The organism is Bradyrhizobium canariense, assembly GCF_900105125.1.
Classification (GTDB): domain Bacteria; phylum Pseudomonadota; class Alphaproteobacteria; order Rhizobiales; family Xanthobacteraceae; genus Bradyrhizobium; species Bradyrhizobium canariense_A.
On sequence record NZ_LT629750.1, the window covers coordinates 1,616,220 to 1,642,360 of the forward strand.

Genomic DNA, 26,141 nt, shown 5'->3' on the forward strand with positions numbered 1-26,141 from the left:
CCCGATGAGGGAAACGTGATCGTTCTTTCCGGAGGCCCGGGTAAATAAAATCATGACGCGAGCGACGCTTCGACGATGGTTCTGGGTCCATAAATGGGCGAGCCTGGTGTGCACGGTTTTTCTGCTGGTGATTTGCATCACCGGCATGCCCCTCGTGCTCCGGGACGAGATTTCCAATTTGCTCGATGACGGGCTGCCTTACGCATCCGCGCCGGACGGAACGCCGAACGCAAGCCTCGATCACCTCGCGCAGATCAGTCGGCAGATGTATCCGGGGCAAATCGTGATCTCGATGTTCTCCGATGACGACGAGCCAAAGATCGTCGTTTTCATGGCCCCCTCCTGGGAAAGCTACAAGGCGAATCGCAATTCAATGCATTGGATCCGGTTCGATGCGCACACGGCCAAAGTGCTCAAGCAATCGAAGCCATTCGACCAGGATGGGCAGACCTTTCTGGAATTGATGCTTCGCCTTCATAAGGATTTGTTTGCGGGCCTCCCGGGTGAATTGTTCATGGGTCTCATGGCGCTTCTGTTCGTCGTCGCAATCGTGTCCGGCGTCGTGGTCTACGGCCCGTTCATGCGCAAACTCGATTTCGGCACCGTGCGCGCCGACCGCTCGCCGCGACTCAAATGGCTCGATCTGCACAACCTGTTTGGCGTCGTCATGCTGGCGTGGACCCTGGTGGTCGGGACGACGGGATTCATCAACGAGCTCTCCACGCCGCTATTTGCGCTTTGGCAGCAGACCGACGTCAAGGCGATGCTCGATCCCATGCGCGGCAAGCCCACGCCTGACGTCGCGGAGCTAACCTCGCCGCAAGCCGCGTTCGATACGGCGAAAGCAGCACTTCCCGACATGACAATGACGAGCATTGTCTTTCCAGGCTCGCCGTTCGGCTCACCCTACCATTACCTTGTGTGGGGCAAGGGCCGGGAGCCGTTGACATCCCGGCTTTTCAGCCCCGTTCTGATCGATGCGCGGAGCGGCGCATTGGTCTCTGTCGTAAAGATGCCGTGGTACCTGCGGGCGCTCGAGCTATCGCGCCCTCTGCACTTCGGCGATTACGGTGGCATGCCGTTGAAGATCATCTGGATTCTGCTCGATCTTGTCACGATCGCCGTGCTGGGGAGCGGACTCTACCTCTGGCTATCGCGCCGTGCGTCGCCTCTTGCGGAAGCCGAGGCTGAACTGGTCGCAAGTCACGCCGCTTCTTCGCCGGCCGCTGTCGCGGGAAGCCGCCGAATGAGCGCCGGTGCGACACGTCAGACATCGCGCCACGTCTGGCGATGGCCGGGAACGCTTGCGATCCTGACAGCCTTCGGGCTGTTATCCGCCCTGCTTGGGCAAGGTGGAATTTGGTGGATGTTATCGTGGATCGCACTCGCTGCTCCGCTCGTTGTCATTGCTGTTTGCTTTCAGCGACGGCGTGCCAATGACGTGGTGGCAAAGCCGAAATAAACTGCCGTCGGGACGGCTTGATCGAACCTAGTCGGCATTCCCGCGTTGGCATCGGCCGGAAACGCCGGAGAGCTTGCCATTTCACGGCGGCTCGGGCAGCGTCGTCCTCATAAAATATGATCTGCGCATTCAGGCCCGCGTGAAGAGAAAACCAGTTGGAAGCCTCCGTCTCCATTGAAATCGCCAGGCACACGCTATTGTCTTGCGGGCTTATTCTGGCGATCGGCACCATCGCCGCTTTCCTCGCACAGAAGATCCGGATCCCCGATGTCGCGGTATTTCTCGTCGTGGGCATCGCGATCGGCCCGCAGGCGCTGGGACTGATCGACATCAAGGCGGATACGCCGCTGAACGAGATCATCCTGTTGTTCGGCTCCAGCTACATTCTTTTCGACGGCGGAGCCTCACTGCGATTTGATGTCCTGAAGCAGGTCTGGATCACCATCGTCGTGATCGCGACCGTCGGCGTGCTGATCACGGCCGGCATCACCGGCCTTGCCGCCTATTATGTGTTCGGGACGCCTCTTGTCGTGGCGCTGCTGCTGGGGGCAACGCTGGCCTCGACCGATCCGGCGACGCTGGTGCCGATCTTCCGCCAGGTTCGGATTCGAGATCGGGTGGCGCAAACCGTGATGAGCGAGTCCGCGTTCAACGACGCCATGGCTGCGATCATCACCTTCGGCGTGCTGGCGGTGGCGACAGGAAGCGGCGAGTTCTCGCTGACGACATCCATCCTCGACCTGCTCAAGCAATCCGTCCTCGGCATTGTCGCGGGCATCGCGCTCGGATATCTGGCCGCGCTGCTGATCGCCCATGAGAAATGGGCTTTCCTCGCCGAATATGCCCCCGTCGTCACGCTGGTCGCGATGATCGGCGCCTATTTCGCAGCCACCGGCCTTCAGGCCTCAGGCTTCATGGCGGTGTTCGTGTTCGGCATCATGCTGGGAAACAAGGAAGCCTTCGGCTTCAAGATGGAACCAGGCGAAGCACAAAAACTCGACGAGTATGTGCTGACCACCGCGTTCATTATGCGCGTGTTCATTTTCATTCTGCTCGGCGCCCAGGTCGATTTCGAGCTGATGCGCCAATATTGGCTCGGCGGCGTGGCCGTCGTCGCCGTGCTGATGCTGGTGGCGCGGCCGGCGACGGTTTTCCTGTGCGCGCTGCCGGACCGTCGCGCGCGATGGAGTTTTCGCGAGATGCTGTTCATGTGCTGGACCCGCGAGACCGGCGTCATCCCGGCTGCCCTCGCCGGCCTGCTGTCGGGAATGAAAGCACCGGGCGCGCCTATAATCGCGTCGGTCACCTTCATCGCCATTCTCATGACGATCCTGATCCAGGCGTCGACCACCGAATGGCTCGGACGCAAGTTAGGGCTTTTGGAGACAAACTAGCGGATCTGATTTTCGATTTGTTCAGATCGACAATCCGCCAAAGACTACAATCATATGCGTGGCCTGCCAAAACCATGACTCTCCATCATGCGCGGCTTGCAAGCTGAAAAATCGTTTGTTCCAGCGAGGATCATGGGCAAAACGGATGTTCTCGATCTTGAAATCAGCCTGTCGTTCTTTCCACTCCTTCGACCAGGCCAGATGCGCTTCGTCGAGTTGCTGCCGAAGTTTGGAGACCTCGACCGAATAGCTCGACGGAAAGAGAATTCTGAAGGTCATCGAATTGCCGGCCATCACGTGATCTCTTCGGCCTCATTGACGATCTTTAGGGGTGGCTCCAAGCGTTTTAGAAGCATTCCCAAAGCGGCGCACGCCCTGCATACAAACAAAAGGACAACGCCAAAGCCTGATCCAACCAGCTCAAATTTTCGATTGATTGAAATCAACCCACCCGCGCTGCGCGCCGAAGCGATTGCGGCGGCTGGCCGAAGGCGCGGATAAAAGCGCGGCGCATCCGCTCCGGATCGCGAAAGCCGGTGGACTGCGCCACGCGCTCGATCGCTTCGCTTGAGGATTGCACCCGCTGCCGCGCCGCTTCGATCCGCAGTCGCTCCACCGCCTTTGACGGGGTGGTCCCGGTCTCCGCGATGAACGCGCGGGCAAAGTGCCGCGTGCTCATGCCGGCCTGCTCGGCCAGATCTTCCACGGTCAGCGGCGCATCGAGATGCTCGCGCGCCCATGTCAGCAGCGCGCCGAAGCGCCCCGTGGGCGCCTTCAATTCCAGCAGCGAGGAAAATTGCGACTGGCCGCCGCTGCGGCGATGATAGAGCACGAGCTGGCGCGCGGTTTTCTGCGCAACCTCTTCGCCGAAATCCTCTACCACCATCGCCAGCGCCAGATCGATGCCGGCGCTGATGCCGGCCGAGGTCCAGATCGGACCGTCATGGGTGAATATTTGATCAGGCTCCAGCTTCACCTTGGGATAGGCACTGAGGAAGTGCCGGGTGCGTCCCCAATGCGTGGTGGCGCGGCGGCCGTCGAGCAGGCCGGCTTCGGCGAGGACGTAGGCCCCGGAGCAGACACTGGCGATGCGCACGCCGCGCCTGGCCATCGTACGCACGAACGCCAATGTCTTCTCGCATTTCGACGCCGTCCTCACCCCCTCGCCACCGGCCACGATCAGGGTGCTGATCGCGCCATGGGGCCTGAGGCCGCGCGCGAGCATTTCGACGCCGGAGGAGCTGCGAACCGGACCCGGTGTCACTGCCAGAACCTTGATCGCCTGATCCGCCGCGGCATAGCGCGCAGCGATTTCGAATACCGAAATCGGGCCGGCCGCGTCGAGCAACTGGAAATCAGGAAATACGAGGATGCCGATCATGATTCAGACCTCAGATGTGCAATGTCCTTAAATGAGGGAAATATGGCATTTCAGACAGGAGGTCATCATGACAGGATAACCCGGTCAAGCGAAACCTCGGAGGTCTTCCCATGTCAGCATCACTTCAGATCGGTCTTCTGGTATTTCCCAAGGTGACGCAGCTCGACCTGACCGGACCGCTGCAGGTGTTTTCGAGCGTGCCGGGCGCCAAGGTCCATCTGATCTGGAAACGGATCGAGCCGGTGCCGAGCGATTCCGTGCTGACGCTCACGCCGACCGTCACCTTTGCGGACTGCCCGCAGCTCGATGTGATCTGTGTCCCCGGCGGCGCCGGCAGCGACGACATGGTGAATGACGAGGAGATGCTCGACTTCCTGCGCAGGCAAGCGAAGGCCGCGAAATACATCACGTCGGTCTGCACGGGGTCTCTGGTGCTTGGCGCCGCCGGACTGCTCAGGGGTTATCGCGCCGCGACGCATTGGACGGCGATGGAATTTCTCGAGCCGTTCGGGGCGACGCCGACAAAAACCCGCGTATGCATCGACCGCAACCGCGTCACCGGCGGCGGCGTGACCGCGGGCATCGATTTTGCGCTGACGCTGGTGTCGCTGCTGGTCGACCGGCAGACCGCGGAAGCGATTCAGCTCAGGCTGGAATATAATCCGGCGCCTCCGTTCAATGCCGGTTCGCCCGATGCCGCGCCGCCGGAAATTCTCGCCGTCATGAAAGAGAGAATAGCAGTCACCCAGCCGCGCCGCAGCGAAGCCATCCGCCGCGCGGCCGCACGGCTCACGAGCTAAAACCTGTTGGATTCTTGACTGGACCAGGGTCAGACTCCGAAGCTCTTATCTTGAAGCGTTTTTCTTCACGCGAACCGCGTATCCACCCCTGATCAGGCTTTCGCTCCAAAACGCCAGGTGAGAACGATGGACGATGCGATGTCCGCTACGCCCCGAAAGCGATCAATGTCCGTTTCAGAGCCCGATGTCGCGATGTGCCAGAGGCAGACATGATCGATCATGGGGTGTCGCCGTTCCGGCCGACTGCGCCGCGTCTCCCGCTGCCCTGAACCCGGCCGACCTTGACCTTATTATATGCATAATGATACATATACATAATGATGCATATAGATGCCTTTCAGGCTATCGCGGATCCAGCGCGTCGCCGCGTCATCGAGGCGTTGCGTGCGGGTGAACGTCAGGTTGGCGACATCGTGAAAGATGCGGGCATTCACCAATCCGGCGTCTCCCGCCATTTGCGCATCCTTCATGATGCGGGATTTGTCACGGTGCGGCCGGAGCATCAGCGGCGCTTCTACTCGCTTCGGCCAGAACTCTTTCGCGAGTTGTACGGTTGGCTGGCGGGCTATCGGGGCCTTTGGGAAGAGCGGCTGGATCGGTTCGGATCGGCACTCGACAATCGGCAGCGCATCCGAACTACCAAAAGCAGGAGAAGCAAGTGAGCAGCATTATCCGGCCGGCGACCGAAGCAATCACGTCGAGTGTGGTGATCGAGCGAACCTACCGCGCGCCGCTGGAGGAGTTGTGGGCGCTTTGGACGACTTCAGATGGTTTTGAGTCATGGTGGGGCCCGGAAGGCTTTCGTACGAAAGTGCATGCGCTCGAAACGCGGGCCAATGGTGTTCTAAGCTACACGATGAGCGCATACGGCCTCGCGCAAGTCACCGCAATGAAGGAGCTTGGGCGGCCCAGTTCGCACGCTGTGAACGCTCGCGGCGGCTCTCCCCGCGCGGTGTCTTTTCAGCCTGTTGAATGGCAACTGGGTGTACAAGAGCAGCGTTAGTCTTTCGACTTTTTGAAGATTGGAAGCGATGACATGGCGAAACTCGTCTTCGGATTGAACCAGTCTCTTGATGGTTATGTAGACCACCAGGAATTCGCACCGGGACCCGCGCTTTTCCGTCACTTCATCGAGCAAGTGCGCGGCCTGACCGGCAGTGTGTACGGTCGCCGCATGTACGAGGTAATGCGGGTTTGGGACGAGGACCATTCTGAGTGGACCCCGGAGCTACGCGACTTCGCGATGGCATGGCGGAGCCAACCGAAGTGGGTCGTGTCGCGCTCGTTGAAGTCAGTCGGCCCCAACGCCACACTTGTCGCGGATGACGTCGAGGCGCTGATAAGTGGGTTGAAGGCTCGGCTCGCTGGGGAGATTGAAGTTGGCGGACCTGACTTGGCACGAAGCTTAACCAACCTCGGTCTCGTTGATGAGTATCGACTCTACTTCCATCCCGTCGTGCTTGGTCGCGGCAAGCCATTCTTCGCCGGCCCCCGGCCGCCGCTCCGTCTGGTGGCCAGCGACTTGATCGGCGAGGATGCGATCAGGTTGACATACGTTCCTGCTTAGCCGATGCGCTGCCGATGTCCGCTTCGGGGTCATTCGCGACCGGGGCGACTCAGTGGCAAATCTGACCACGTCTCCTATGCTCCGAAAGCGGAAGTAAGCTCAGAGCACTGGCATCGCACAGGAGAACCGGTATCTTCCCCGGATCAAGTCCAGAGCGGGCTCTCGTTTGAAATCGCTATGTAAGAAAAAGGCCGTCTGGTTTCCCAGACGGCCTTTCCTGTCTTGCGGCAGCTCCACATCAACCGGCGATTTCAGAACTTCTGCACCAGGGGCCTAGCACTACTTTGGCAGATTATTCATGCCGCTGCTTTTTGCCGATTTTTCTTCGGCAGTACGGGCATCGCTGAGGTCGTGGTTGAACGATGAGATCGACGATGGCTTGGCGTACGGCTGGCAGGCTCGGCTGCGGCGGTGGACCGTTGATTCTTTTTTTTCCGCCCCACTTGTGCGAGACGGCGGTGCTGGAGGAACGCGTAAGCGATCATGGTCATGAGCGTATGTCGATGGAGGCCTTGCCAGGATCTTCCTTCGAAGTGATCGAGCCCGAGTTCCTCCTTCAACTGCTGATGGGCCTGTTCGCAAATCCACCGCGCTTTGATCGTGGCAGCTAACGTGCGCAGATCCGTTTTGGCCGGCAGATTGGCGAGGTAATACTTCTTCTCCCCCGAGCTGCGATGCTCGCCGATCAGCCACGCCTCATCTCCGGGAAGGTGCTGCTGGCCCATGTCCTTGATCCGCTGCGGTGGTCCATCGGCGGTCCGGACGCGCACCGCGGCGAAGCGGGCTTCCAGCCGCCCCTTGGTTCCGTTTCGCCAGCTTACATTCTGCCACTTGGCGTTGGCCAACATGTCTTCGGCCGCTCTCGACAGAATATCCGGAATGTGCCGCTTGCGGGGACGACCCCGAGCCGCAACTGGCCAGATCAGCTTGACCCCGACCGGGTACACCTTGAGGTGACGAGGGATACCAACGGCCCAGAAAAGCCCGCGTGTCGTGAGCCCCTGACGGAACGGTGCGCTGAGGCCGTAACCGGCATCCGCCAGTACACAGCCGAGGCGAACTCCGGCCGCGATCACGCGATCGATCTCAGCCAGCGCGATCTCTGGCTTGGTCCGCGCTGCGCGATACTCGACGGGAACACCGGTGCGCTTCAAACGCGCCGCATCGCTCGTCCAGCTCTCGGGAAGGAAGAGACGCAATGCCACCATCACCGGCACTTCACCGCGCGCAAGCGTCAGCGACACCAACGTTTGGCAATTGGCCGTCTTGCCGAGAGACGAAGCATATTGCGCAGCCACACCAACCGAACGATCGCCCTTCTTCGGCAACGCGGTGTCGTCGATGACCAGTACCGCATCCTCGCCACCGACCAGCCGATCGGCCTGAACGAGCAGCTCCGACTCCAATGGCGCCGCATCCCAGACGCCATCAGCGATAAAATGGTGCAACTGGTCATAGTCCCCCGGCGATAGCCGCGCCGCCATCGGCTGCACGCTCTTGCGATCGCCCGGTCCGATCAGCCCCGAAACATACAGCGGACACATCCGCCGTCGCGCCTTGTGCCCTAACCGATCCAGAAATGGCTGGAGCCAGCGTCCAAGCTCATCTTCCCAGTTCGACGTCCTGCCCGCCATGGTCGGCCCTCCAAATGCCGACCACCCATGAATCACCGAAAATCTGATTCGGGAATCCAGTTGAGCCGATCAATCGTCGAAATCTGCCAAAGTAGTGCTAGGAGGCGTGGACAAATTCCGACTGTAGGAGAGCGTCCGATCAATCTCCGCTAAACCACGCTGTGCTTACGATAAATTGCTCAGCATGTTTTGGAGAGCGGAAGGGTCCGACCATCCTACCCTCATGTCGTTCTCTGAATTCGGTTCCGTCCACCCATTCGCTTTCGAGCAAATAGGTTTGCCCGTTGTCGAATTTGCGAATTTCTGCGGAGCGTTTTCCGTCCCAGCTGTAGAGCGTTGTGGCAACTTGATACGTTGCTCCGTCGAGTGACTTGTCGCTCGTCCGGCCAAACAGTTTCTTCCACCAGCCCATAGTCCAACTCCTGAGGTCAGGCACTTTATCGGATAGCCGTGGAATCTCCAGCGCCTGCAAAAAGGGTGCGGTCCGACATGATTGACCGAGCGCTGGAAGATTGATTCAAGGCTGCCTTTTGGAGGTAGACTTGAGCAGGGGCGATCTCACTGAAGCGGAATGGCGCGTTCTGAAGGACTTGTTGCCCATAGAGCCTGAGAACCGTGGTCGAGGCAGGCCGCCCGAGCAAAACCGCGCGATCATCAACGGCATCCTCTGGCGGCTTCGGTGCGGAGCGCCGTGGCGCGATGTGCCGCCCAAATATGGCAGTTGGAACACCATCTATCGACGGTTCCGACGATGGAGCGAAGCCGGGGTATGGGAGAGCGTCGCCGTGACGCTCGCCGAGATCATGGCGGACAGCGGCCACTACAGCATCGACAGCACCACAGTTCGCGCCCACGTCTCGGCAGCGGGCGGAAAAGGGGGACTCATCGACGCGCTCTTGGCCGCTCGCGGGGCGGGTTCACCAGTAAACTTCACTGTCTGGCCGATGCCCTCGGACGACCACTCGCCTTCCACCTGACGGTCGGCGAAGCGGCTGACTGCAAAGCGTATGATGCCCTGATCGACCTGCCTGAGCGCGCGCCTGACGCCCTGCTTGCGGACAAGGGCTATGACGCGGACGCGATCCGCGCCGACCTTGCCAGGCGAAAAATCAAGGCCGTCATCCCCGGCCGCTCAAACCGCCGTGTGAAGATCGAACATGATCGGACGCTCTACAGGCAGCGCAACCGCATCGAGCGCATGTTCGGCCACCTCAAGATCAACCGCGCCATCGCCACCCGCTACGACCAACTGGCCAATAGCTTCCTCGGCATGGTCCATCTTGCGTCTGCCAGATACTGGCTCAAATTTGTCCACGCCTCCTAGAACCGTGGTCAAGGTCGAAGCACAAGGACACAACCTGCAGATGTCCCCGCTGTTACCGTGTTCACGGGCACGCATGCTCGAAAATCTGACTGCGGCGACAGCGAAACGCGGAATGCCGAGCCATCCGCCGCGCGGCCGCACGGCTCGGATAGCGCAGAATCCCTTTCTTAACCCCACCTGCGATAGGTTTCCGGCAACCGCCGGAGCCAAATGAGCAGCCAATATCGTCCAGCGCGGAACTCGCCGGCTGAAGCCGGCGCACTGTTTCGTCCATACGCCGGAACGAACGAACCCGGCTTCGTCCGGCCAATGGTCGCGCGCCGAAACCTCGAGATCTGGCTGGTGATCCTGGGCTCGCTGGCGGCAGGCGCCGCCTACGCCTGGTTTGCCGGCGAGGACATCAACTGGGATTGGCGCAACTATCATGAGTATGGCGCGTTCGCGCTGCTCAATGGACGTTTCGATCAGGACGTCGCACCCGGCGGCTTTCAAACCTTCCTCAATCCCCTTCCCTATCTGCCCGCCTATCTTCTGCGGCATCACGTCAGCGCACCGTTTTGGGGAATGTGGCTTGGCGCTCTCCACGGTCTCAACCTGGCGCTGATCTACTGGTTCTCGCGCATCGTTTTGGGTGGCGCTGCCAACGTATGGGCGCTGGCCGCTTCGGTTGTTATCGCCGCGTTCGGTCCGATGACGCTGTCGGAAGTCGGAACCAGCTTTGCCGATATACTCACCGCGCTGCCCGTCATCGCGGGCGTCGGCGTGATGCTGTCGGCCAACGCACAGCATCGCGCACGCTACGTCATCGCGGGCATGCTGATTGGCGCCGCCGCAGGGTTAAAGCTGACCAACATGGTTTTCTGTGTTGGGGCGGCCATATCCCTCTTATACGCGGCGCGGCCGCTGTCGGCGCTCTGCTGTTTCGCGGCCGGTGGCGCGGTTGGTGCGCTCGGCACCGGCGGCGCGTGGGCCTGGACGTTATGGCAGGAGTTCGGCAACCCTGTGTTTCCTTTTTACAACGGGATTTTTCGCTCTCCGGAAGCCATGGACGGATCGTTCGCCGACCTGCGCTTCATGCCGCATGGTTTGTGGGAGGCGTTCGCCTATCCATTTTACTGGGCGGTCGGCAATTACCGCTCGTCTGAATGGCCATTTCGAGATCCACGCTTCGCCATCGCATTCGTGCTGCTTGCGGCAACCGTCGGTGCCGGCTTGTTGTCCCGGCTACGCATATTCACGCGGCGGGATAAGCAATTCCTGGTTTTTTTCCTGGTCGCCTACGTCGTGTGGCTCCTGGAGTTTTCCATTCACCGCTACGCGGTGGCTCTGGAATTGCTCTGCGCACCGCTCATCGTCCTTTTGTTTTCGCGCCTGTCAGGCGCCTTGCAACGCAAGCCTTTTGCGTCGAGCCGGCCGGCCTGGGCCAGTTTCGCGACAGCCGGTCTTGCCGTCGCCATCGCGTTGTGGTCGCAACCTGCCGATTGGTCGCGACGTCCCTGGTCTGATCCGTATCAACCACAGCCTCCCAAGGCGCTTTCCGAAGCCGCGACGTATTTGATGATCGAAAAACCGCTCGGATACATGGTGCCGCTGCTCGGACCCGGTTCGCGCGCCTATCAACTCTCCGACATTCTGATGCCGATTGTCCCGGGAGGATCCCTGGATCATCGCATCCGCGCTGGTCTTGCCCATCCGTTGCCGGGCGGCGTGTGGGCGATGCATCTGCGTGGCAGCGCGCCGCGGCAGTGTCTGCTCGACGAATATGGCTGGGAAATCGACGCTTCGCGCGCGTGTGCTGTTATTCCGGGACCAGAAGGCGTCGATATCGAGGCCTGTCCGCTGCGCCCATCGGCGCAGACCAAAAGCCAGTCCTGCTGATCGCGGCTACCGGCTTAGCTTCCCGGCGTCCACGGCTGATAGTCGCCGGTGGCCTTGGGGCGGCGCCCGCTTGCCAGCGTCGAACCGGAAGGCCGGTAAGCCCGGGGCGTGCCCGTCATGTTCGGCACGTGCGGCTTTTCCCACTCACGCGCCACGTAGGCCTCTTCGGTCGGCGCGACGTCGACGGTGTGATGCAACCAGCCATGCCATGACGGCGGCACGCGGGTCGCTTCGGCGTAGCCGTTGTAGACCACCCATCGCCGTTGGAAATGGAGCGTGGGATCGATCTTGCCGCCCTTGGTGCGGTAATAGCGGTTGCCCTGCTCGTCTTCACCGACCAGCTCGCCGAATCGCCAGGTCCACAATTGCGTGCCGAAGGTCTGGCCGTTCCACCATGTGAACATCTTGAGCAGAAACTGTTTCATCAGGGGCTCGGCCGGTTCGAGATACGCTTGTGGTCGTGATGCCATCGGCAGGCCGAAATGTCCAGTTTGGTCGCCCCGCCCGGCATGACTGAAGAAGATCTGACACAACGCCACCGGTGACGAATTGCCGCGGATTCGGCGCAATCCATTCATTCCGCATACAGTTCCGGCCTGACAGCCTCCACCTCAGCGTGCGATTGGCGCGACGCCCAGGGAACCCCCATCTGTTGAGACGGTTGGGACGTATCCCACGAATGGAGCCGAAAATGATCAGCCTTAAAGTTTTGAGTACCGCTGCTGTAATGGCCTTGATTTTGCCAGCCGTGATACCCGCGCCCAGTTTCGCCCAAAATCCGCAGGGACATCACGGCGGCGCGGGCGGCCATCCAGGCGGCGGTGGTCGGCCAGGCGGTAACTTCCACCCTGGTGGCGGGCCGCGCTTTGGCGGCGGCGGTTATCACGGAGGCGGCTATTACCACGGCGGTGGTGGCGGAGCGCTGATTCCCGGCGCGATTGCCGGTGCCGTGATCGGCGGCGCCATCGCTTCGCAAGGTTATTATGGCGGCCCCGCCTATTACGGTCCGGGCTACTATGATGGCGGCGACTACGATGACGGCGCGGTCGCGGTTGCACCCGCGCCGGGCGGTGATGATGGCGTCTCCTACTGCATGCAGAGGTTTCGTTCCTACGATCCGCAGTCAGGAACCTATCTGGGCAATGATGGCGTCCGGCATCCCTGCCCGTAATCACCTCGACATCCCGGAATTTGGAGACGGCGCATTGTGTGCGCCGTCTTTTTTATGACTGCAGCTTCGTCTCACGGTCGAAGCATTGTGATGGGAACATCTGGATACCTCTGGCCTGCTATGCATTCTAGCGTGCAGACGCGCTGACCCATTTCGGCCCTAATTGCTGCAAGACGTTCGATTCGGCTGCATCATGATTTTTGTGCTCTCGCCTAACAGGAAATCGGTCGGTGCCGCGTATTCTCGTGGTCGATGACGACCCGATGGTTTGTGTGGCCATTGAGGTCTGTCTTCAACGCCAGGGTTTCGAGGTAACCGTCGCTGACGGCGGTGAAGCTGGGATCCGCGCGCTCGATACCTCGACGTTTGACGTGATGCTTGTCGATATATTCATGCCGCACATGCGCGGCTTTGAATCGATCCGCGTGTTCCACGAGTGCGCGCCCACGATCCCGCTCATCGCCATGTCCGGTTATGCCTTCGCGAGTTTCGATAGCCCCTCGCCGGACTTTCTGCGAATGACCCTCGAACTTGGTGCAACCGTCTGCCTTCGCAAACCGTTCACACCGAACGCGCTGCTGGCGGCCGTCAACGAATGTCTGGCAAAACCGATTGCAAACACTCGTCATTCCTAACAAAAAACAAAACCCACCGTCGATGCCGTCCCAGCGTGTCGTTCTCGGAACAGGCCTCGCGATACTTCTGGTCATCAGCGCCGCCTCGATCGGTCTCGAGGTCAAATCGCGATCCGATGCCGCCTGGGTCGATCACACGCTCGGCGTCCTCCAGAAGCTGTCGGACCTGCGATTGCTGATCCGGAGCGCAGAGAGCGCGGCACGCGGTTTTGCGCTCAGCAACGATCCGAACTTCATCAGGGAATACCGCGAATCCAGCAACCAGATCGAGCCGGCACTCGCCGATCTGATCGAGGAAACCAGGGATAATCCGGTCCAGACGCAATTGCTCGAAAGCAACCGTCAGCTCATCGCGCGCCGGCTTGCCGTCAGCGCTGAACTGGCCCGTCTGCAGGCAGCGGGCGACAGCAGCGGGATCGCGGCGCTGACGGCCAGGGCCGAAGGCCGTTCGGTGATGGATACGATCGGCGTGAACTTCGACAAGCTTGTCGCCGAGGAAGACAAGCTGCTCGCCATTCGCACGGCGGATTCGCGGCGAACACGCATCGTCCTGCTTGGAATTGATCTGGCGGGAGCCCTGTTGATCCTGATGCTCGCCGCGATACTGATCCAGGAGGTCAGGCGTTCGAGCCGCAAGCTGGAAACCTCGCTTGACGCTTCACGGGCCGAAAACGAGTCCCTTGAAGCGGCGGTTGCCGAGCGCACCGAGCACCTGCTCGCGGCGCATGAAGAACTGCGCCGCTCGGCGTCGGTGATGCAAAGCACCTTCAACAGCATGGCGGAGGCGGTGCTCGTCATCGACACCACGGGAGCGGTGGTGCTGTCGAACGCGGCGGCCGAGCAAATGCTTCGCTACCGGACGGGAATGACCATCGAACAGGTCAGGAGCACGAGCGTCGCCTATCACGCTGACGGTACGACGCCTATCCTGCCCAACGAACTGCCGGCGGCGCGGGCGCTGCGCGGCGAACATGTCGACAGCAAGGAAGTCGTCGCCCGCCCGCTTCGTGGCGCGGCCCCGCTTCACCTCGTCATCAGCGCCCGGCCGCTGCGCGACGCATCCGGGGCGATCAGCGGCGCGGCCGTTGTCTATCACAACATCTCGGCGGCGCGCGAAACCGAGCGCCTGCTGCAGCAAGCGCAAAAGCTGGATGCGATCGGAAAGCTCACCGGCGGCGTCGCCCACGATTTCAACAACATGCTGACGGTCATCACCGGCACCACCGAAACGCTGGTGGCGGCGCTTGCCCGTCAGCCCGAACTGCAAAGCGTCGCCAAGCTGATCGATGATGCGGCCGAACGTTGCAGCGAATTGATCCAGCATCTGCTCGCTTTCGCCCGGCGGCAGCCGCTGCAGCCGCGCAATGTCGATATCAACGGCGCCGTGGTCGATATCGCCAAGCTGCTTCGCCCTACGCTCGGCGAGCAGATCGAAATCGAGACCATCCTGGAACCCGAAGCAACGGTGTCGCATATCGACGCCTCGCAGTTGGCGAATTCCGTGCTCAACATGGCGATCAACGCCCGCGATGCGATGCCGCGCGGCGGCAAGCTGCTCTTGGAAACGCGCAATGTCGTGCTCGACGAAGCCTACGCCCAGACCAATGTCGAGGTCCGCCCAGGCCCCTATGTGATGCTGGCGGTCAGCGATACCGGCGCCGGCATGCCGGCCGATGTCCGCGACAAGGCGTTCGAGCCGTTCTTCACCACCAAGGAGGTCGGCAAGGGCTCGGGCCTCGGGCTGAGCATGGTGTACGGGTTCGTCAAGCAATCGGGCGGACACATCAAGATCTACAGCGAGGAGGGCCACGGCACCACGATCAGGCTTTATCTGCCCCCTGCCCGCGGCAGCGCCGACACCGCCAAGTCTGCGGCCACGCCGGTCGCAGGCGGCAACGAGACGATCCTGGTCGTGGAAGACGATTCACTGGTGCGGAATTTCGTGATCGCGCAGCTCCATGCCCTCGGCTACAAGACGCTTGCCGCCGCCGACAGCCGCGCCGCACTCGCGCATGTCGAGAACGGCGAGCCTTTTGACCTGCTCTTTACCGACGTCATCATGCCCGGCGGCATGACCGGCCGTCAGCTCGCCGACGAAGTGACAAAGCACCGGCCGGACATGAAAGTGCTCTACACCTCGGGCTATACCGACAACGCGATCGTGCATCACGGCCGGCTCGATGAGGGCGTGTTGCTGCTCACCAAGCCGTACCGCAAAGCCCAGCTCGCCCAGATGGTGCGCCGGGCGCTCCGAGGCGAAACAAGCTAGGGCGTCACGCCTCTTTAAAGGCGCTCACGATCGTGCCGCCAGCGCGACACCGGCCAGCGTGAAGATGAGGGCTGCAATCTGCACGATGCCGAGCGGCTCGTGCAACGCCAGTGCGGACGCCACCACGCCAATGACCGGCACCGCCATGGTGCCGATCGCCGCGATCGAGGCCGGCAACCGCGCAAGTGCTGCGAACCAGGCGACGTAGGCAATGCAGAACTGGATCACCGTCGAATAGAACAGCAGCAGCCAGCCGAACGGCGTCACCGCGGCGAGATGCGTGGTCTCGATCAGGAGACCGGCGATCGCGACCGGAAAACAGCCAAGACCGATCTGCCAGGCGGCGGCCGGAATCGGCGGCAAATGCAGCGGCAACTTCTTGGCCAGCACCGTGCCGAGCGCGAACCCGATCGACCCCACCAGCGTCATGATCATTCCCGGCAGTTTTGCCGCGCTCGCGGTGATGCCGTTGCCGCCCATGATGGCGGCCAGTCCCGCCAACGCCATCACCAGCGCGATCGTGCGCAACACGGTCGGCCGCTCGCCGAGCACCGGCCAGGCCAGCATCGCCGCCCACACCGGCATGGTGTAGGCGATCAGTGCGGTTTCGCTGGCGGGCAGCCAGAGCAGCGCCAAGCCGATCAGCACCATCCACCCCGTTACATTGAGCAGCGCCGCCAGCATCAGGCGCGGCCAAAGTGCTGGCGCCACTTTCAGGCTCTGCCCGCGTGCGACCGCGAGCACGGCCAGCAGACAGGCGCCGATCACGCCGGTGACGCCGCGCAGGGTCAGCGGCGGCAATTCGCCGAGCAGGTATTTAGTGACCGGCCAGTTGAAGCCCCAGCCGATCGAGGTGATGGCGAGGAACATCAGGCCCGCGGGCGCGAGTCGTGCCCGCGCGCCCGGTTGGTTTTGAACTGTCATGGAGAGGACAACCGATGAGAATCGGCGGCACCATGACGCCTATCGGGACCGCTGGCCATCGGCCCGGCGGGCATGCCAGCCCGGAGCTATCAGTAGCCTTACGTGAGTCCCGAAAGTGCAATGCTGTGACAGGAATAAATACTTGCCCTGTGAACAGCGGGTGCAGCTTGGAATCCACAGCCCCAACAACATTTTTTTTGCTTGGGAATCCCTGAGGACTCACTGATACTTGGCTCAACAACAGGCGCCGGCGCGCCCCTGTTTTTCTCCTTTTTCCACCATATTTAGTATTTGATTCAGGAACTCGTACTAGTCCTTGACGGGCGTCTCGGACTTGTCCTAGCTTTCATCCTGTTCGGCGCGAGTGTGTTTGGGTGCCCGCCGGTCGCTCCCAAAAGGGTTCCAAATTGACCACTCCGTCAGCCGTTAGGGCAGCGGGTGAAGGGCTTGTCTGCCCTCAATTCAGGGCACTCCGGGGGCACAAAAAACGGGCCTGAATGGGTCCAGAAGATGTGTGGGGCGTTGAATGCACGGCCTGAAAAACCCCAACCGGGTTGGTTCAGATCGTGTCGCGGCGGGATCGATGCGCGCATCGGTTTTGCCGTCGAAGAGAAACAGGCCGGATCCACCGGCTGAGCTGCGAACGTCAGGATCACGGAAGAACCGCGACCGAACGTTCGTTCAAGGAAGATCATCCGGCGTCGCTGGGCAGCGGTGCCGGTCAAAAAAGAACGGGGCACGACAATGCGAATCGAACGGCGCAATACCACTGAAGGCCAGTCACCCTACGCAGGGATAGATTTCAGATTGACGACATCTGAGATCCGCAATCCCGACGGCTCGGTGGTATTTCGCCTGGAAAACGTCGAAGTGCCGGAATTCTGGTCGCAGGTCGCCTCCGACGTGCTGGCGCAGAAGTATTTCCGCAAAGCCGGTGTTGCCGCGCGCCTGAAGAAGGTCGAGGAAGAGACCGTCCCCTCCTGGCTGTGGCGCTCGGTGCCGGACACCGAGGCGCTCGCCGCGCTGCCGGAGAATGAGCGCTATGTCAGCGAACTCTCCGCCAAGCAGGTGTTCGACCGCCTCGCCGGCTGCTGGACCTATTGGGGCTGGAAGGGCAGCTATTTCTCCTCAGAAGAAGACGCGCAGGCGTTCTATGACGAGCTGCGCTTCATGCTGGCCAAGCAGATGGTCGCGCCGAACTCGCCGCAATGGTTCAACACCGGACTGCATTGGGCCTACGGCGTCGATGGCCCCGGCCAGGGCCATTATTACGTCGACCCCTTCACCGGCAAGCTGACCAAATCCAAATCGTCCTACGAGCATCCGCAGCCGCACGCCTGCTTCATCCAGGGCGTCAATGACGACCTCGTCAACGAGGGCGGCATCATGGATCTGTGGGTGCGTGAGGCGCGCCTGTTCAAATACGGCTCCGGCACCGGCTCCAACTTCTCGCGGCTGCGCGGCGAAGGCGAACGGCTGTCCGGCGGCGGCCGCTCGTCCGGCCTGATGAGCTTCCTCAAGATCGGCGACCGTGCGGCGGGCGCGATCAAGTCCGGCGGCACCACGCGCCGCGCGGCCAAGATGGTCGTGGTCGACGCCGACCACCCTGACATCGAGACCTATATCGACTGGAAGGTGAAGGAGGAGCAGAAGGTCGCCGCGCTCGTGACCGGCTCCAAGATCAACCAGAAGCATCTGAAAGCGGTGCTGAAAGCCTGCGTCAATTGCGAAGGCAGCGGCGACGACTGCTTCGATCCCGAGAAGAACCCGGCGCTGCGCCGCGAGATCAAGCTGGCGCGCCGCGCGATGGTGTCCGACAACGTCATCAAGCGCGTCATCCAGTTCGCCAAGCAGGGCTACAAGGACATCGACTTCCCGGTCTACGACACCGACTGGGATTCCGAAGCCTACCTCACCGTCTCCGGCCAGAACTCCAACAATTCGGTGTCGCTGAAGGACGATTTCCTGCGCGCGGTGGAAACCGATGGCGACTGGAACCTGATCGGCCGCACCAACAAGAAGGTCACCAAGACTCTCAAGGCGCGCGAGCTCTGGGAAAAGATCGGCTACGCCGCCTGGGCGTCGGCCGATCCCGGCCTGCACTTCAACACCACCATGAACGACTGGCACACCTGCAAGGCGTCAGGCGATATCCGCGCCTCCAATCCGTGCTCGGAATACATGTTCCTGGACGACACCGCCTGCAACCTGGCGTCGGCCAACCTGATCACCTTCTACAACACCACGACCAAGAGCTTCGACGTCGATGCCTATGAGCATCTGTGTCGTTTGTGGACCGTCGTGCTCGAAATCTCCGTGATGATGGCGCAGTTTCCATCCAAGGCGATCGCGGAACTGTCTTACGAATTCCGCACGCTCGGTCTCGGCTTTGCCAATATCGGCGGCCTGTTGATGACCATGGGTCTGTCTTACGACAGCAAGGAAGGCCGCGCGCTGTGCGGCGCGCTGACCGCGATCATGACCGGCACCAGCTACGCCACCTCGGCCGAGATGGCCAAGGAGCTCGGCCCCTTCCCCGGTTACAAGAAGAACGCTGCCCACATGCTGCGGGTGATCCGCAACCATCGCCGCGCGGCGCATGGTGAAAGCCGCGGCTACGAGGCGCTGGCCGTCAATCCGGTGCCGCTCGATTACGCCAGCGTGCCGCAGACCAATATCGTCGAGCGCGCCAAGGCCGCCTGGGACAAGGCGCTGGAGCTCGGCGAGCTTCATGGCTACCGCAACGCGCAGACCACCGTGGTGGCGCCGACCGGCACCATTGGCCTCGTCATGGATTGCGACACCACCGGCATCGAGCCTGATTTCGCGCTGGTGAAATTCAAGAAGCTCGCCGGCGGCGGCTATTGGAAGATCATCAACCGCGCCGTACCCGAAGCGCTGCGCGCGCTCGGCTACCGCGAAAGCGAAATCGCGGAGATCGAGGCCTATGCCGTCGGCCACGGCTCGCTCTCCAACGCGCCCGGCATCAACGTCTCTACCCTCAAGGCAAAAGGCTTCACCGATGAAGCCATTGCCAAGGTGGAAAAGGCGCTGCCGACCGCGTTCGACATCAAGTTCGCCTTCAACAAGTGGACCTTTGGCGAGGATTTCATCCGCGACACCCTCGGCATCGGCAGTGAAGCCATGGCCGCGCCCGGTTTCGACCTGCTCGCCGCGGTCGGTTTCACCAAGCGCGAGATCGAGGCCGCCAACGTGCACATCTGCGGCGCGATGACGGTGGAAGGCGCGCCGCATCTAAAGGCCGAGCATTATCCGGTGTTCGACTGCGCCAATCCCTGCGGCAAGGTCGGCAAGCGTTACCTCTCGGTGGAAAGCCACATCCGCATGATGGCGGCGTCGCAGCCCTTCATCTCGGGCGCGATCAGCAAGACCATCAACATGCCGAACGACGCCACGGTGGAGGATTGCAAATCCGCCTACCTGCTGTCCTGGAAGCTGGCGCTGAAAGCCAACGCGCTCTACCGCGACGGCTCAAAGCTGTCGCAGCCGCTCAACTCGCAACTCATCTCGGACGATGAGGACGAGGACGATGCGGTCGAGGCGCTCTACGAGAAGCCGATGGCGGCGCGAACCACGCACGTCGCGGAAAAGATCGTCGAAAAGCTGGTTGAGCGCATCGTCGTGATGCGCGAGCGCGAGAAGATGCCGGATCGCCGCAAGGGCTATACCCAGAAGGCGGTGGTCGGCGGCCACAAGGTGTACTTGCGTACCGGCGAATATGACGACGGTCGGCTCGGCGAGATCTTCATCGACATGCACAAGGAAGGCGCCGCACTTCGCTCCTTCATCAATAACTTTGCCATCGCGGTGTCGCTGGGTCTGCAATACGGCGTGCCGCTGGAGGAATATGTCGACGCTTTCACCTTCACCCGCTTCGAACCCGCGGGCCCGGTGCAGGGCAACGATTCCATCAAGTATGCGACCTCGATCCTCGACTATGTGTTCCGCGAACTCGCGGTCAGCTACATGGCGCGCTTCGACCTCGCCCATGTCGATCCCTCTGAATCCCACTTCGATGCGATGGGCAAGGGCGTCGAGGAAGGCAAGCAGCCGGAGCAACCCAACAACAAATATCTGTCGAAGGGCCTGACCCGCTCGCGCACCGACAATCTCGTCGTCATGCGCGGCGGCAGCGAGCCGCAGGCCGACGCCCGCGCCTCCGGCAACGTCACCTCGATGGCCTCGCACGGCCCGACCGCGCGCGCCAACGACACCAACGAAGGCGCGGTCGCGCTGAAGCAGGAAACCCAGCACGATCTGTCGCCGACGGAAAAGCTGGAAGCCCTGCAATGGAGCAAAGCCGGCAGCGCGGCTCAAGTCGCGCCGAGCAAGGCCGAACGCCGCGCCGAAGCCAAGGCCAAAGGCTACGAAGGCGAGATGTGCAGCGAGTGCGGCAACTTCACGCTGGTGCGGAACGGCACGTGCATGAAGTGCGATACGTGTGGCAGCACGACGGGGTGTTCGTGATTACCCGATGATGACCCGTCATGCCCGGTGCAGCGCCGGGCATAGTACGTCCCCTAATAGTACGTCCCCGACTTTCGTAGGGTACAGCGCTGGCGAAGTAGGTCCTAGCTGACAAACGAAAAACCCCGCCGGCAACGGCGGGGTTTTTCTTAGTTAAGTGCATTGACACCATTGCCGGTAAGACTGAACGCGGCGGAGCCTCCTGTATTAAGCTTTGTGCCGCATCAACATCGGCTCCCGGCAGCGGCGTCCTTTGCCTGAATCAACGCGTAATCGCGTCGAGCGCCAAGAAGGACCACCGCCAAGCGCAAAAGCTGATCGCGGGAGGCGGGCCATGACCTGGACGCTGTGGGGCTTGGCGATTCAGACCGTCGCGGGAGTATCGGATCGGCTTCGTCGGGCAGAGGCCGGGCTCGTCGGCGGAGCGTTGAGCGGCGCCTTCCTGCAGACGGCCGCCGTCATCATCGTCACCGGAAGCGGCAGCCAGAATCCGTCTACCACGACCGAGATTGCCGTGATTCATGCGCTGACCGGCGCCGTGGCCGGTGCGATCCTGATGTTCGCCGTCGGGTTCCTGGTCCATGCCCTACGGCAAAGAAGCTAAAACGACGGAGTAGATGACTTCATTGCGGCTCCTCAACGGTCCTCATCCGGATGCCCCCTCACTCCGAGGGCGTGATTTCAGGCGTATCACGCGAGCTTCAACCACTCGACCGTTTGGTTGGTAGGTAAGTTAAAATCCGGGCATCGCGCCGCATGGACTCAATTGCACGAAGGGAGCAACCTTTCGGCGTTGGGGCCTTAACGTGAGGAGGAGGAGCCCAATGAAAACAGTAAATCGAAGGTCAGCAGTGGTTCTAGGTCTGGCAGCCGCTTCGGCGGCCATGGTGAAGCCGGCGGCTGGGCAAACTACGGACTACAAGGATGCGACGCCATGGCCAGGTGTCGTGGTGCGTGCTTACGGTGCTGAGACACCATCCCTCATTCCAGGTTTCAAGACCGTCTCTATGCGTGACATCATCATGCAGCCGGGATCGAAGACCATGGGTCCTCCGATGGAGAATGCCATGGTCTGCCATATCACCGAAGGCGAGCTTCAGATCGACCAGGAAGGGAAGCCGTTCACGGCCAAAAAGAATTTCGTCTGGACCTGCAACAAGAGCACCAAAGAGCAGGCGTCTAACGTAAGCAATGCGGTCGCGATCATGCGGATCACCGACCTAATGGCCTGAGGAAGGTTGATCGGCTTCGCCTCGAATCGGCATCGTTACTTCGGCCGTGCGTTGCCTTCGTACATGAACGTCATCGGCTTCGGTCCCGGTATATAGCCGGTCTCGATCCGGTCGATGCTAAATCCTGCGCCTTCGATCAAGGAGCGGATCGGGCGGTTGAGGTGACAGCCACCACTGAATCGCCGCCAAACCGGCGTCAGCCGATGTTGCCACCAACGCACGGCCTCGTCGGGTGCCAAGCCGTGCTCGACAAACAGGAGCTTGCCACCCGGTCGCAATACGCGCCGCATGTCCGCGAGGGCCACGTCTGCGTGCGGGATCGAGCACAAGGTTAAGGTCGTGACGATGGTATCGACGCTATGTTGGTCAAGTGGAATAGCCTCAGCGGAAGCCTCGATGAAGCTTATGGGCATGCTGGTCGCGCGTGATGCACGTCGAGCCATCATTATCAGCCGTGGCGCTGGTTCGAGCGCCATCACCTCGCGCACGGGCGCGCGATAGAACGGCAGGTTCCTTCCCGAGCCGACGCCAATTTCGAGCACCCTGCCTTCAGCGGCGCCAATCACACGTTCGCGAAAAGGCAGGAGTTGCTTGTTGCGCATCGCAAGGTCGCAAAGCCTCGGCAGGATGATATCGTTGTAGAAACCCATCGTTCGCTCCTGGCTGTTATTTAGGTGAGAGGGCACCGCCATTTGACGGTAGTTTGCGCGGCCAAGGCCGCGTTCGATCCTCTTGGGGTTCAGCGCGTAGGATGGGTGGAGCGAAGCGATACCCATCAATTCCGACTCCTGAGGTGATGGGTTTCGAAGGGCTCAACCCATCCTACGGGCTACGAACTGAACGCATAGCACCCGCATGTCGCTCCGCTCATGCGGGCTACGTTCTTGTTCCGGCTTGACAGTGCGGGGGCAAGCGGAGGAACATCGCCTTTGTCGTTTCCAACGACACGCTAAGATTACAGAAAAGGAGGTTCGATGACGCCACCTCCGCAAAGACAGCCGCTCTGTGCGACGGTGTACGTTCGGACCGTCGCATGGCGGCAAAACACACGAACGGAACGCCGGGAAAAGGCTTAGCGGGCCGCATCAGTGAGGCATGGTCCCTTGCCGTCCCGGCGCTGATCTGGAGTTCGCATGGCGGATTAGCGGAGCGTAATCCGTCATTATGGCTCGCATATCTGCTCAATATGGATCGCCATTGCGCTTTAGCCGAGGCGCCGACTATGGCGGCCTTCGCGGCGACCAATACGACAACCTTACGGTTGACGAGATCGGTGTTCGAGTCGCGGCCAAGGCTCTCCCTGCTATTCACCGCATTGGATGCAGCGTAGCACTACCTGAACCTCTTGCCTTCGACCCCCGGTTGCGCCTTGAATTCCGATCGGGAGCCGCGAGCAATGCCTGTTCACGAACCGGAGTGGAAAGAAGCGTGTGCGTTGATCGGAGAGGTGGCGCTGCTCTATTCCGCGCTAGACCACCAATTGTACCTCATCGTCATTGAAGTCACGCAGCTCGAATACGCGCCGATGTTGGAATCCATTGTAGCAACCCTCGACCCGCGGCAAAAAATTGAAATTCTGAAAAGCCGAGCGAGCCATGTCCGACAGAAGGATTGGCAGAAGCCGCTCAAGACACACGCGGACCGACTTGAACGCGTCGCGCGCATTAGGAATGTCGTCTGCCACACTCCGCTGATACGAAACAAAAAGACTGGCAAGTTGGAATTTGCTCCAGTAGCTACGAGCAAAATCTTGAAGAGCCTCAGGATAAGCGATGACCGGACATTTACGTATGATCGTCTGAGTTTGGATCAGGTGAAGGATATTATTCCGGTCGCGGAAAGAGCCCTCGGTGGCGGCGAAGATATCCTAAGCCACTTCAAAAAGGTTCGCGCTGCCCTCGCGACCAAAAAACAAGAAGATTAGCAAGCGTAGTCCGGATGAGCGAAGCGATATCCTGGGCTACTTCTGAACCTGTAACCTCCGCATGTCGCTGCGCTCATGCGGGCTACGTTGCGATAGATAGCTGCCGACGCTCTCTCACCGCGTCGCCGGTCGTACAGCACCCGCACGCGAATGGTGCCGTCTACGGCCCTGAGATCGCGAGCAGGTCTTCGCCCTCCCCGCCGACGGTGTCGGTCTTGAGCACGACATAGCCGACCTCCTGCCGGCAATATCGGGTTCAGCCCGTACGATGGGTATCGCAAAGGGCTCAACCCATCCTACGGGCTCCAAGTTCGATTTCGCGACGCAGATTGTAAAGCCTGAACGGTCAAAATTGGATTTCTCCAGATTCGAGCCGCTCTTAAGGACCATGCTAAACGTACAAAATGACCACGCGAAGCGTCGCATCGCTTTACTGGGCGCAGCTCAATTTCCGCCGCTGCGGCGATCAGCTCGCAGGCTGGGCGGAACGTAGCCCATCTGAAGGTCGAGTTTCCCGCGTGTCGCTCTACCCGCGCTGACCCGCAGCAGGTCGGCGGGTTACGCTAACCTGCCCTACGCACTTGACTTCGATTGCATCACGCCGCCCTTTTGCGGTCCATGAACTCGGTGGAAGCGGCCCGCCGATACCACCATGAATTTTCTCTCACGACCGCGTCGTCTTGATCAAAGCGGCGATGGGAACTATCCTCTCAACGATCTCGGACTGCCGCACTCATTCCGTTGGCGTAAGACTGAATGGAGGGCGCATCGGTGCCTCAGACGGACGACCCGAAGCCAGACGAACCGCAAGGCGTGAAGCGCGCCGATGCCGAGCTGGCCCATGCCTATGAACGGATCAAGAGCGCCGAAGAAGAACTTGCGCGGTTAGACCGATTGGTCTCCGGAATGGAGCGCGGCGGCGACGGCCCACCGATCCGGCAGGGGGGAACCGGCGCGGAGCCAAGCGGCGCTACTGTGAACGAGGCACCAGCGTCGGAGAAGACATCGGAGAACAAGGCTCCCCATCCAGGCGTGTGGCGGGGCCGGCCCATGCTGCTAGCCTTCGTCGGCTTTTTGTTGGCGATATGCATCTTTGGTGCTGCGTTCGCTTCGCGATATGGCAATGAGGCCAAGGCGATCATGGCTCGATGGGCCCCGCCGGCCCCGATAGCACACCCGGAGGCGTCCGAGCCTCGCGGTCCGACGAAATCGCTGATTGCCCAAGCAGCAGATGCGGGTGAGCAGCCTTCCCCGCCGGCAGCTCCGAGCCAGAAAGAAATGAAAGACGTTCCGTCAACCGGCGCCGCCACATCCGCCGATCTGGCGCAATCGCTCACGACCATCACGCACGACCTTGCGAGTATCAACGAAAAGCTCGATCAACTGAAAAGCAGTTACGACCAAACGCTTCGCGAGCATGCCGACGCCATTCAACAGCTCAAGACGACGCAGGAGCAAAGTGCCCGGGACAACGCGCGCCTCGCCGGGCAGGTACAGGCGCTGCAAGCGCAGCTTGCCGCCTTATCCGCGAAATCGTCGGCGCAGAGCCTGAAGAAAGAGAACGATGCGGCTGCGCGCCAGCGGCAGTCGGTAGCCGCACCTCTGCGGCCCAGGCGGCCGCCAGCGCCCTGGAGGCCGCCTCCGTATATGGACGAACCTTGGGACGACCCGTATTACTGAGATGCACAATTTACTGAGATGCACAATCGCTCCGAGACCCCGCAGGGCGGATTAGCGAAGCTAATCCGTCTACGCGCGGCCTACAGTGGCGCGCGCTTGCCACCTAGCTGGATAAAACTGCGGGTTGTCGGGCCGGATAGTGTGGCAAGCGCCATCCGAAGGATTGCGAGACGGCGCGTAGCCAGGTGCGATCTGCGGCGGGCCATTCCAAACACCCAAGCGATATCTGTTTGCGCTATTACAAGGGCGGATTCGCGTAGCCTAATCCGTCATTCACTTGCAACAAATCGGCGGGCTAACCAGCCCCACTGGCTATCGGCTTGATCTACCTGAACATGAACCTACGGTCCGGCGCGCCCGGACGAATACGAGGTCGAT

Annotated in this window: 24 protein-coding genes; 17 read left to right on the top strand and 7 right to left on the bottom strand. The window is 61.1% G+C overall.

Annotated elements, in window-relative coordinates; translation table 11 throughout:
* Positions 1–52 precede the first annotated feature (52 nt).
* Together BLV09_RS07905 and BLV09_RS07910 are read left to right on the top strand one after the other, a co-directional pair.
* Positions 53–1,462 carry a PepSY-associated TM helix domain-containing protein gene (locus tag BLV09_RS07905; protein WP_146686882.1) on the top strand — a complete coding sequence of 470 codons (1,410 nt, stop codon included), beginning with the start codon at positions 53–55 and terminating at the stop codon, positions 1,460–1,462.
* A 155-nt stretch (positions 1,463–1,617) separates the two neighbouring features.
* Positions 1,618–2,856: a cation:proton antiporter gene (locus BLV09_RS07910; protein WP_146686883.1), complete on the top strand. Its 1,239-nt coding sequence runs from the start codon at positions 1,618–1,620 to the stop codon at positions 2,854–2,856.
* Positions 2,857–2,877: 21 nt separating this feature from the next.
* Here the strand turns inward: BLV09_RS07910 and BLV09_RS07915 are convergent, their stop codons facing one another.
* Together BLV09_RS07915 and BLV09_RS07920 are read right to left on the bottom strand one after the other, a co-directional pair.
* A complete protein-coding gene (locus BLV09_RS07915) occupies positions 2,878–3,150 on the bottom strand; it encodes a hypothetical protein (protein WP_146686884.1) in 273 nt (90 codons plus the stop codon).
* 148 nt (positions 3,151–3,298) lie between these two features.
* A complete protein-coding gene (locus BLV09_RS07920) occupies positions 3,299–4,237 on the bottom strand; it encodes a GlxA family transcriptional regulator (RefSeq protein WP_146686885.1) in 939 nt (312 codons plus the stop codon).
* Between the two features lie 110 nt (positions 4,238–4,347).
* Here BLV09_RS07920 and BLV09_RS07925 point away from each other — a divergent pair, with 110 nt between their 5' ends.
* From BLV09_RS07925 to BLV09_RS07940, 4 genes are all read left to right on the top strand, one after another.
* Positions 4,348–5,037 carry a DJ-1/PfpI family protein gene (locus BLV09_RS07925; RefSeq protein ID WP_146686886.1) on the top strand — a complete coding sequence of 230 codons (690 nt, stop codon included), beginning with the start codon at positions 4,348–4,350 and terminating at the stop codon, positions 5,035–5,037.
* Positions 5,038–5,357: 320 nt separating this feature from the next.
* On the top strand, positions 5,358–5,699 hold the full coding sequence (locus BLV09_RS07930; protein WP_146691017.1) for an ArsR/SmtB family transcription factor: 342 nt from the start codon (positions 5,358–5,360) through the stop codon (positions 5,697–5,699).
* Entirely contained in the window at positions 5,696–6,040 is a 345-nt protein-coding gene (locus tag BLV09_RS07935) for a hypothetical protein (protein WP_146686887.1), read from the top strand. Before BLV09_RS07930 ends, BLV09_RS07935 begins: the two co-directional genes overlap by 4 nt.
* A gap of 33 nt (positions 6,041–6,073) precedes the next feature.
* Positions 6,074–6,604 carry a dihydrofolate reductase family protein gene (locus tag BLV09_RS07940; protein WP_146686888.1) on the top strand — a complete coding sequence of 177 codons (531 nt, stop codon included), beginning with the start codon at positions 6,074–6,076 and terminating at the stop codon, positions 6,602–6,604.
* A 296-nt stretch (positions 6,605–6,900) separates the two neighbouring features.
* On the opposite strand, the gene BLV09_RS07945 is transcribed toward BLV09_RS07940, so the two are convergent.
* Positions 6,901–8,238 (bottom strand): IS701 family transposase, encoded by a 1,338-nt coding sequence (locus tag BLV09_RS07945; RefSeq protein WP_167558652.1) that lies wholly within the window; start codon positions 8,236–8,238, stop codon positions 6,901–6,903.
* A gap of 139 nt (positions 8,239–8,377) precedes the next feature.
* A complete protein-coding gene (locus tag BLV09_RS07950) occupies positions 8,378–8,650 on the bottom strand; it encodes a hypothetical protein (protein WP_146686890.1) in 273 nt (90 codons plus the stop codon).
* A gap of 130 nt (positions 8,651–8,780) precedes the next feature.
* On the opposite strand from BLV09_RS07950, the gene BLV09_RS07955 reads away from it, so the two are divergent.
* Together BLV09_RS07955 and BLV09_RS07960 are read left to right on the top strand one after the other, a co-directional pair.
* A protein-coding gene (locus BLV09_RS07955; RefSeq protein ID WP_244548995.1) for an IS5 family transposase occupies positions 8,781–9,562 on the top strand; the annotation gives its coding sequence in 2 pieces (ribosomal slippage) (positions 8,781–9,105 and positions 9,105–9,562; 783 coding nt in all).
* Between the two features lie 309 nt (positions 9,563–9,871).
* Positions 9,872–11,440, top strand: a complete 1,569-nt coding sequence (locus BLV09_RS07960) for a glycosyltransferase family 87 protein (protein WP_146691018.1) — start codon at positions 9,872–9,874, stop codon at positions 11,438–11,440.
* A gap of 14 nt (positions 11,441–11,454) precedes the next feature.
* Here the strand turns inward: BLV09_RS07960 and BLV09_RS07965 are convergent, their stop codons facing one another.
* Complete coding sequence (locus BLV09_RS07965; RefSeq protein WP_100386843.1) at positions 11,455–11,865, bottom strand: NADH:ubiquinone oxidoreductase subunit NDUFA12; 411 nt, start codon at positions 11,863–11,865, stop codon at positions 11,455–11,457.
* A 266-nt stretch (positions 11,866–12,131) separates the two neighbouring features.
* Between BLV09_RS07965 and BLV09_RS07970 the strand changes: the two genes are divergently transcribed.
* The 3 genes from BLV09_RS07970 to BLV09_RS07980 all read left to right on the top strand — a co-directional run bounded on the left by BLV09_RS07970 (position 12,132) and on the right by BLV09_RS07980 (position 15,515).
* On the top strand, positions 12,132–12,611 hold the full coding sequence (locus BLV09_RS07970; RefSeq protein WP_146686891.1) for a BA14K family protein: 480 nt from the start codon (positions 12,132–12,134) through the stop codon (positions 12,609–12,611).
* A 230-nt stretch (positions 12,612–12,841) separates the two neighbouring features.
* The gene (locus BLV09_RS07975; protein ID WP_146686892.1) at positions 12,842–13,246 is read left to right on the top strand and encodes a response regulator; all 405 of its coding nucleotides are present in this window, start codon (positions 12,842–12,844) and stop codon (positions 13,244–13,246) included.
* 22 nt (positions 13,247–13,268) lie between these two features.
* Complete coding sequence (locus tag BLV09_RS07980) at positions 13,269–15,515, top strand: CHASE3 domain-containing protein (RefSeq protein ID WP_146686893.1); 2,247 nt, start codon at positions 13,269–13,271, stop codon at positions 15,513–15,515.
* A 24-nt stretch (positions 15,516–15,539) separates the two neighbouring features.
* Here BLV09_RS07980 and BLV09_RS07985 read toward each other — a convergent pair whose 3' ends face one another.
* Positions 15,540–16,439: a DMT family transporter gene (locus BLV09_RS07985; RefSeq protein WP_146686894.1), complete on the bottom strand. Its 900-nt coding sequence runs from the start codon at positions 16,437–16,439 to the stop codon at positions 15,540–15,542.
* 744 nt (positions 16,440–17,183) lie between these two features.
* Between BLV09_RS07985 and BLV09_RS07990 the strand changes: the two genes are divergently transcribed.
* The 3 genes from BLV09_RS07990 to BLV09_RS08000 all read left to right on the top strand — a co-directional run bounded on the left by BLV09_RS07990 (position 17,184) and on the right by BLV09_RS08000 (position 22,159).
* The gene (locus BLV09_RS07990) at positions 17,184–20,927 is read left to right on the top strand and encodes a vitamin B12-dependent ribonucleotide reductase (RefSeq protein WP_146686895.1); all 3,744 of its coding nucleotides are present in this window, start codon (positions 17,184–17,186) and stop codon (positions 20,925–20,927) included.
* A gap of 334 nt (positions 20,928–21,261) precedes the next feature.
* Positions 21,262–21,531 (top strand): hypothetical protein, encoded by a 270-nt coding sequence (locus tag BLV09_RS07995; protein WP_146686896.1) that lies wholly within the window; start codon positions 21,262–21,264, stop codon positions 21,529–21,531.
* A gap of 220 nt (positions 21,532–21,751) precedes the next feature.
* Entirely contained in the window at positions 21,752–22,159 is a 408-nt protein-coding gene (locus BLV09_RS08000; RefSeq protein ID WP_100386841.1) for a hypothetical protein, read from the top strand.
* Between the two features lie 35 nt (positions 22,160–22,194).
* On the opposite strand, the gene BLV09_RS08005 is transcribed toward BLV09_RS08000, so the two are convergent.
* The gene (locus BLV09_RS08005; RefSeq protein WP_100381566.1) at positions 22,195–22,809 is read right to left on the bottom strand and encodes a class I SAM-dependent methyltransferase; all 615 of its coding nucleotides are present in this window, start codon (positions 22,807–22,809) and stop codon (positions 22,195–22,197) included.
* Between the two features lie 383 nt (positions 22,810–23,192).
* Between BLV09_RS08005 and BLV09_RS37100 the strand changes: the two genes are divergently transcribed.
* The 3 genes from BLV09_RS37100 to BLV09_RS08015 all read left to right on the top strand — a co-directional run bounded on the left by BLV09_RS37100 (position 23,193) and on the right by BLV09_RS08015 (position 25,763).
* Positions 23,193–23,489, top strand: coding sequence for a hypothetical protein (locus tag BLV09_RS37100; RefSeq protein ID WP_167558653.1), 297 nt, complete (start codon positions 23,193–23,195; stop codon positions 23,487–23,489).
* A gap of 66 nt (positions 23,490–23,555) precedes the next feature.
* On the top strand, positions 23,556–24,083 hold the full coding sequence (locus tag BLV09_RS08010; RefSeq protein ID WP_146686897.1) for a hypothetical protein: 528 nt from the start codon (positions 23,556–23,558) through the stop codon (positions 24,081–24,083).
* Between the two features lie 771 nt (positions 24,084–24,854).
* On the top strand, positions 24,855–25,763 hold the full coding sequence (locus BLV09_RS08015) for an MbeD/MobD family mobilization/exclusion protein (protein ID WP_244548996.1): 909 nt from the start codon (positions 24,855–24,857) through the stop codon (positions 25,761–25,763).
* The last annotated feature ends 378 nt before the right edge of the window (positions 25,764–26,141 follow it).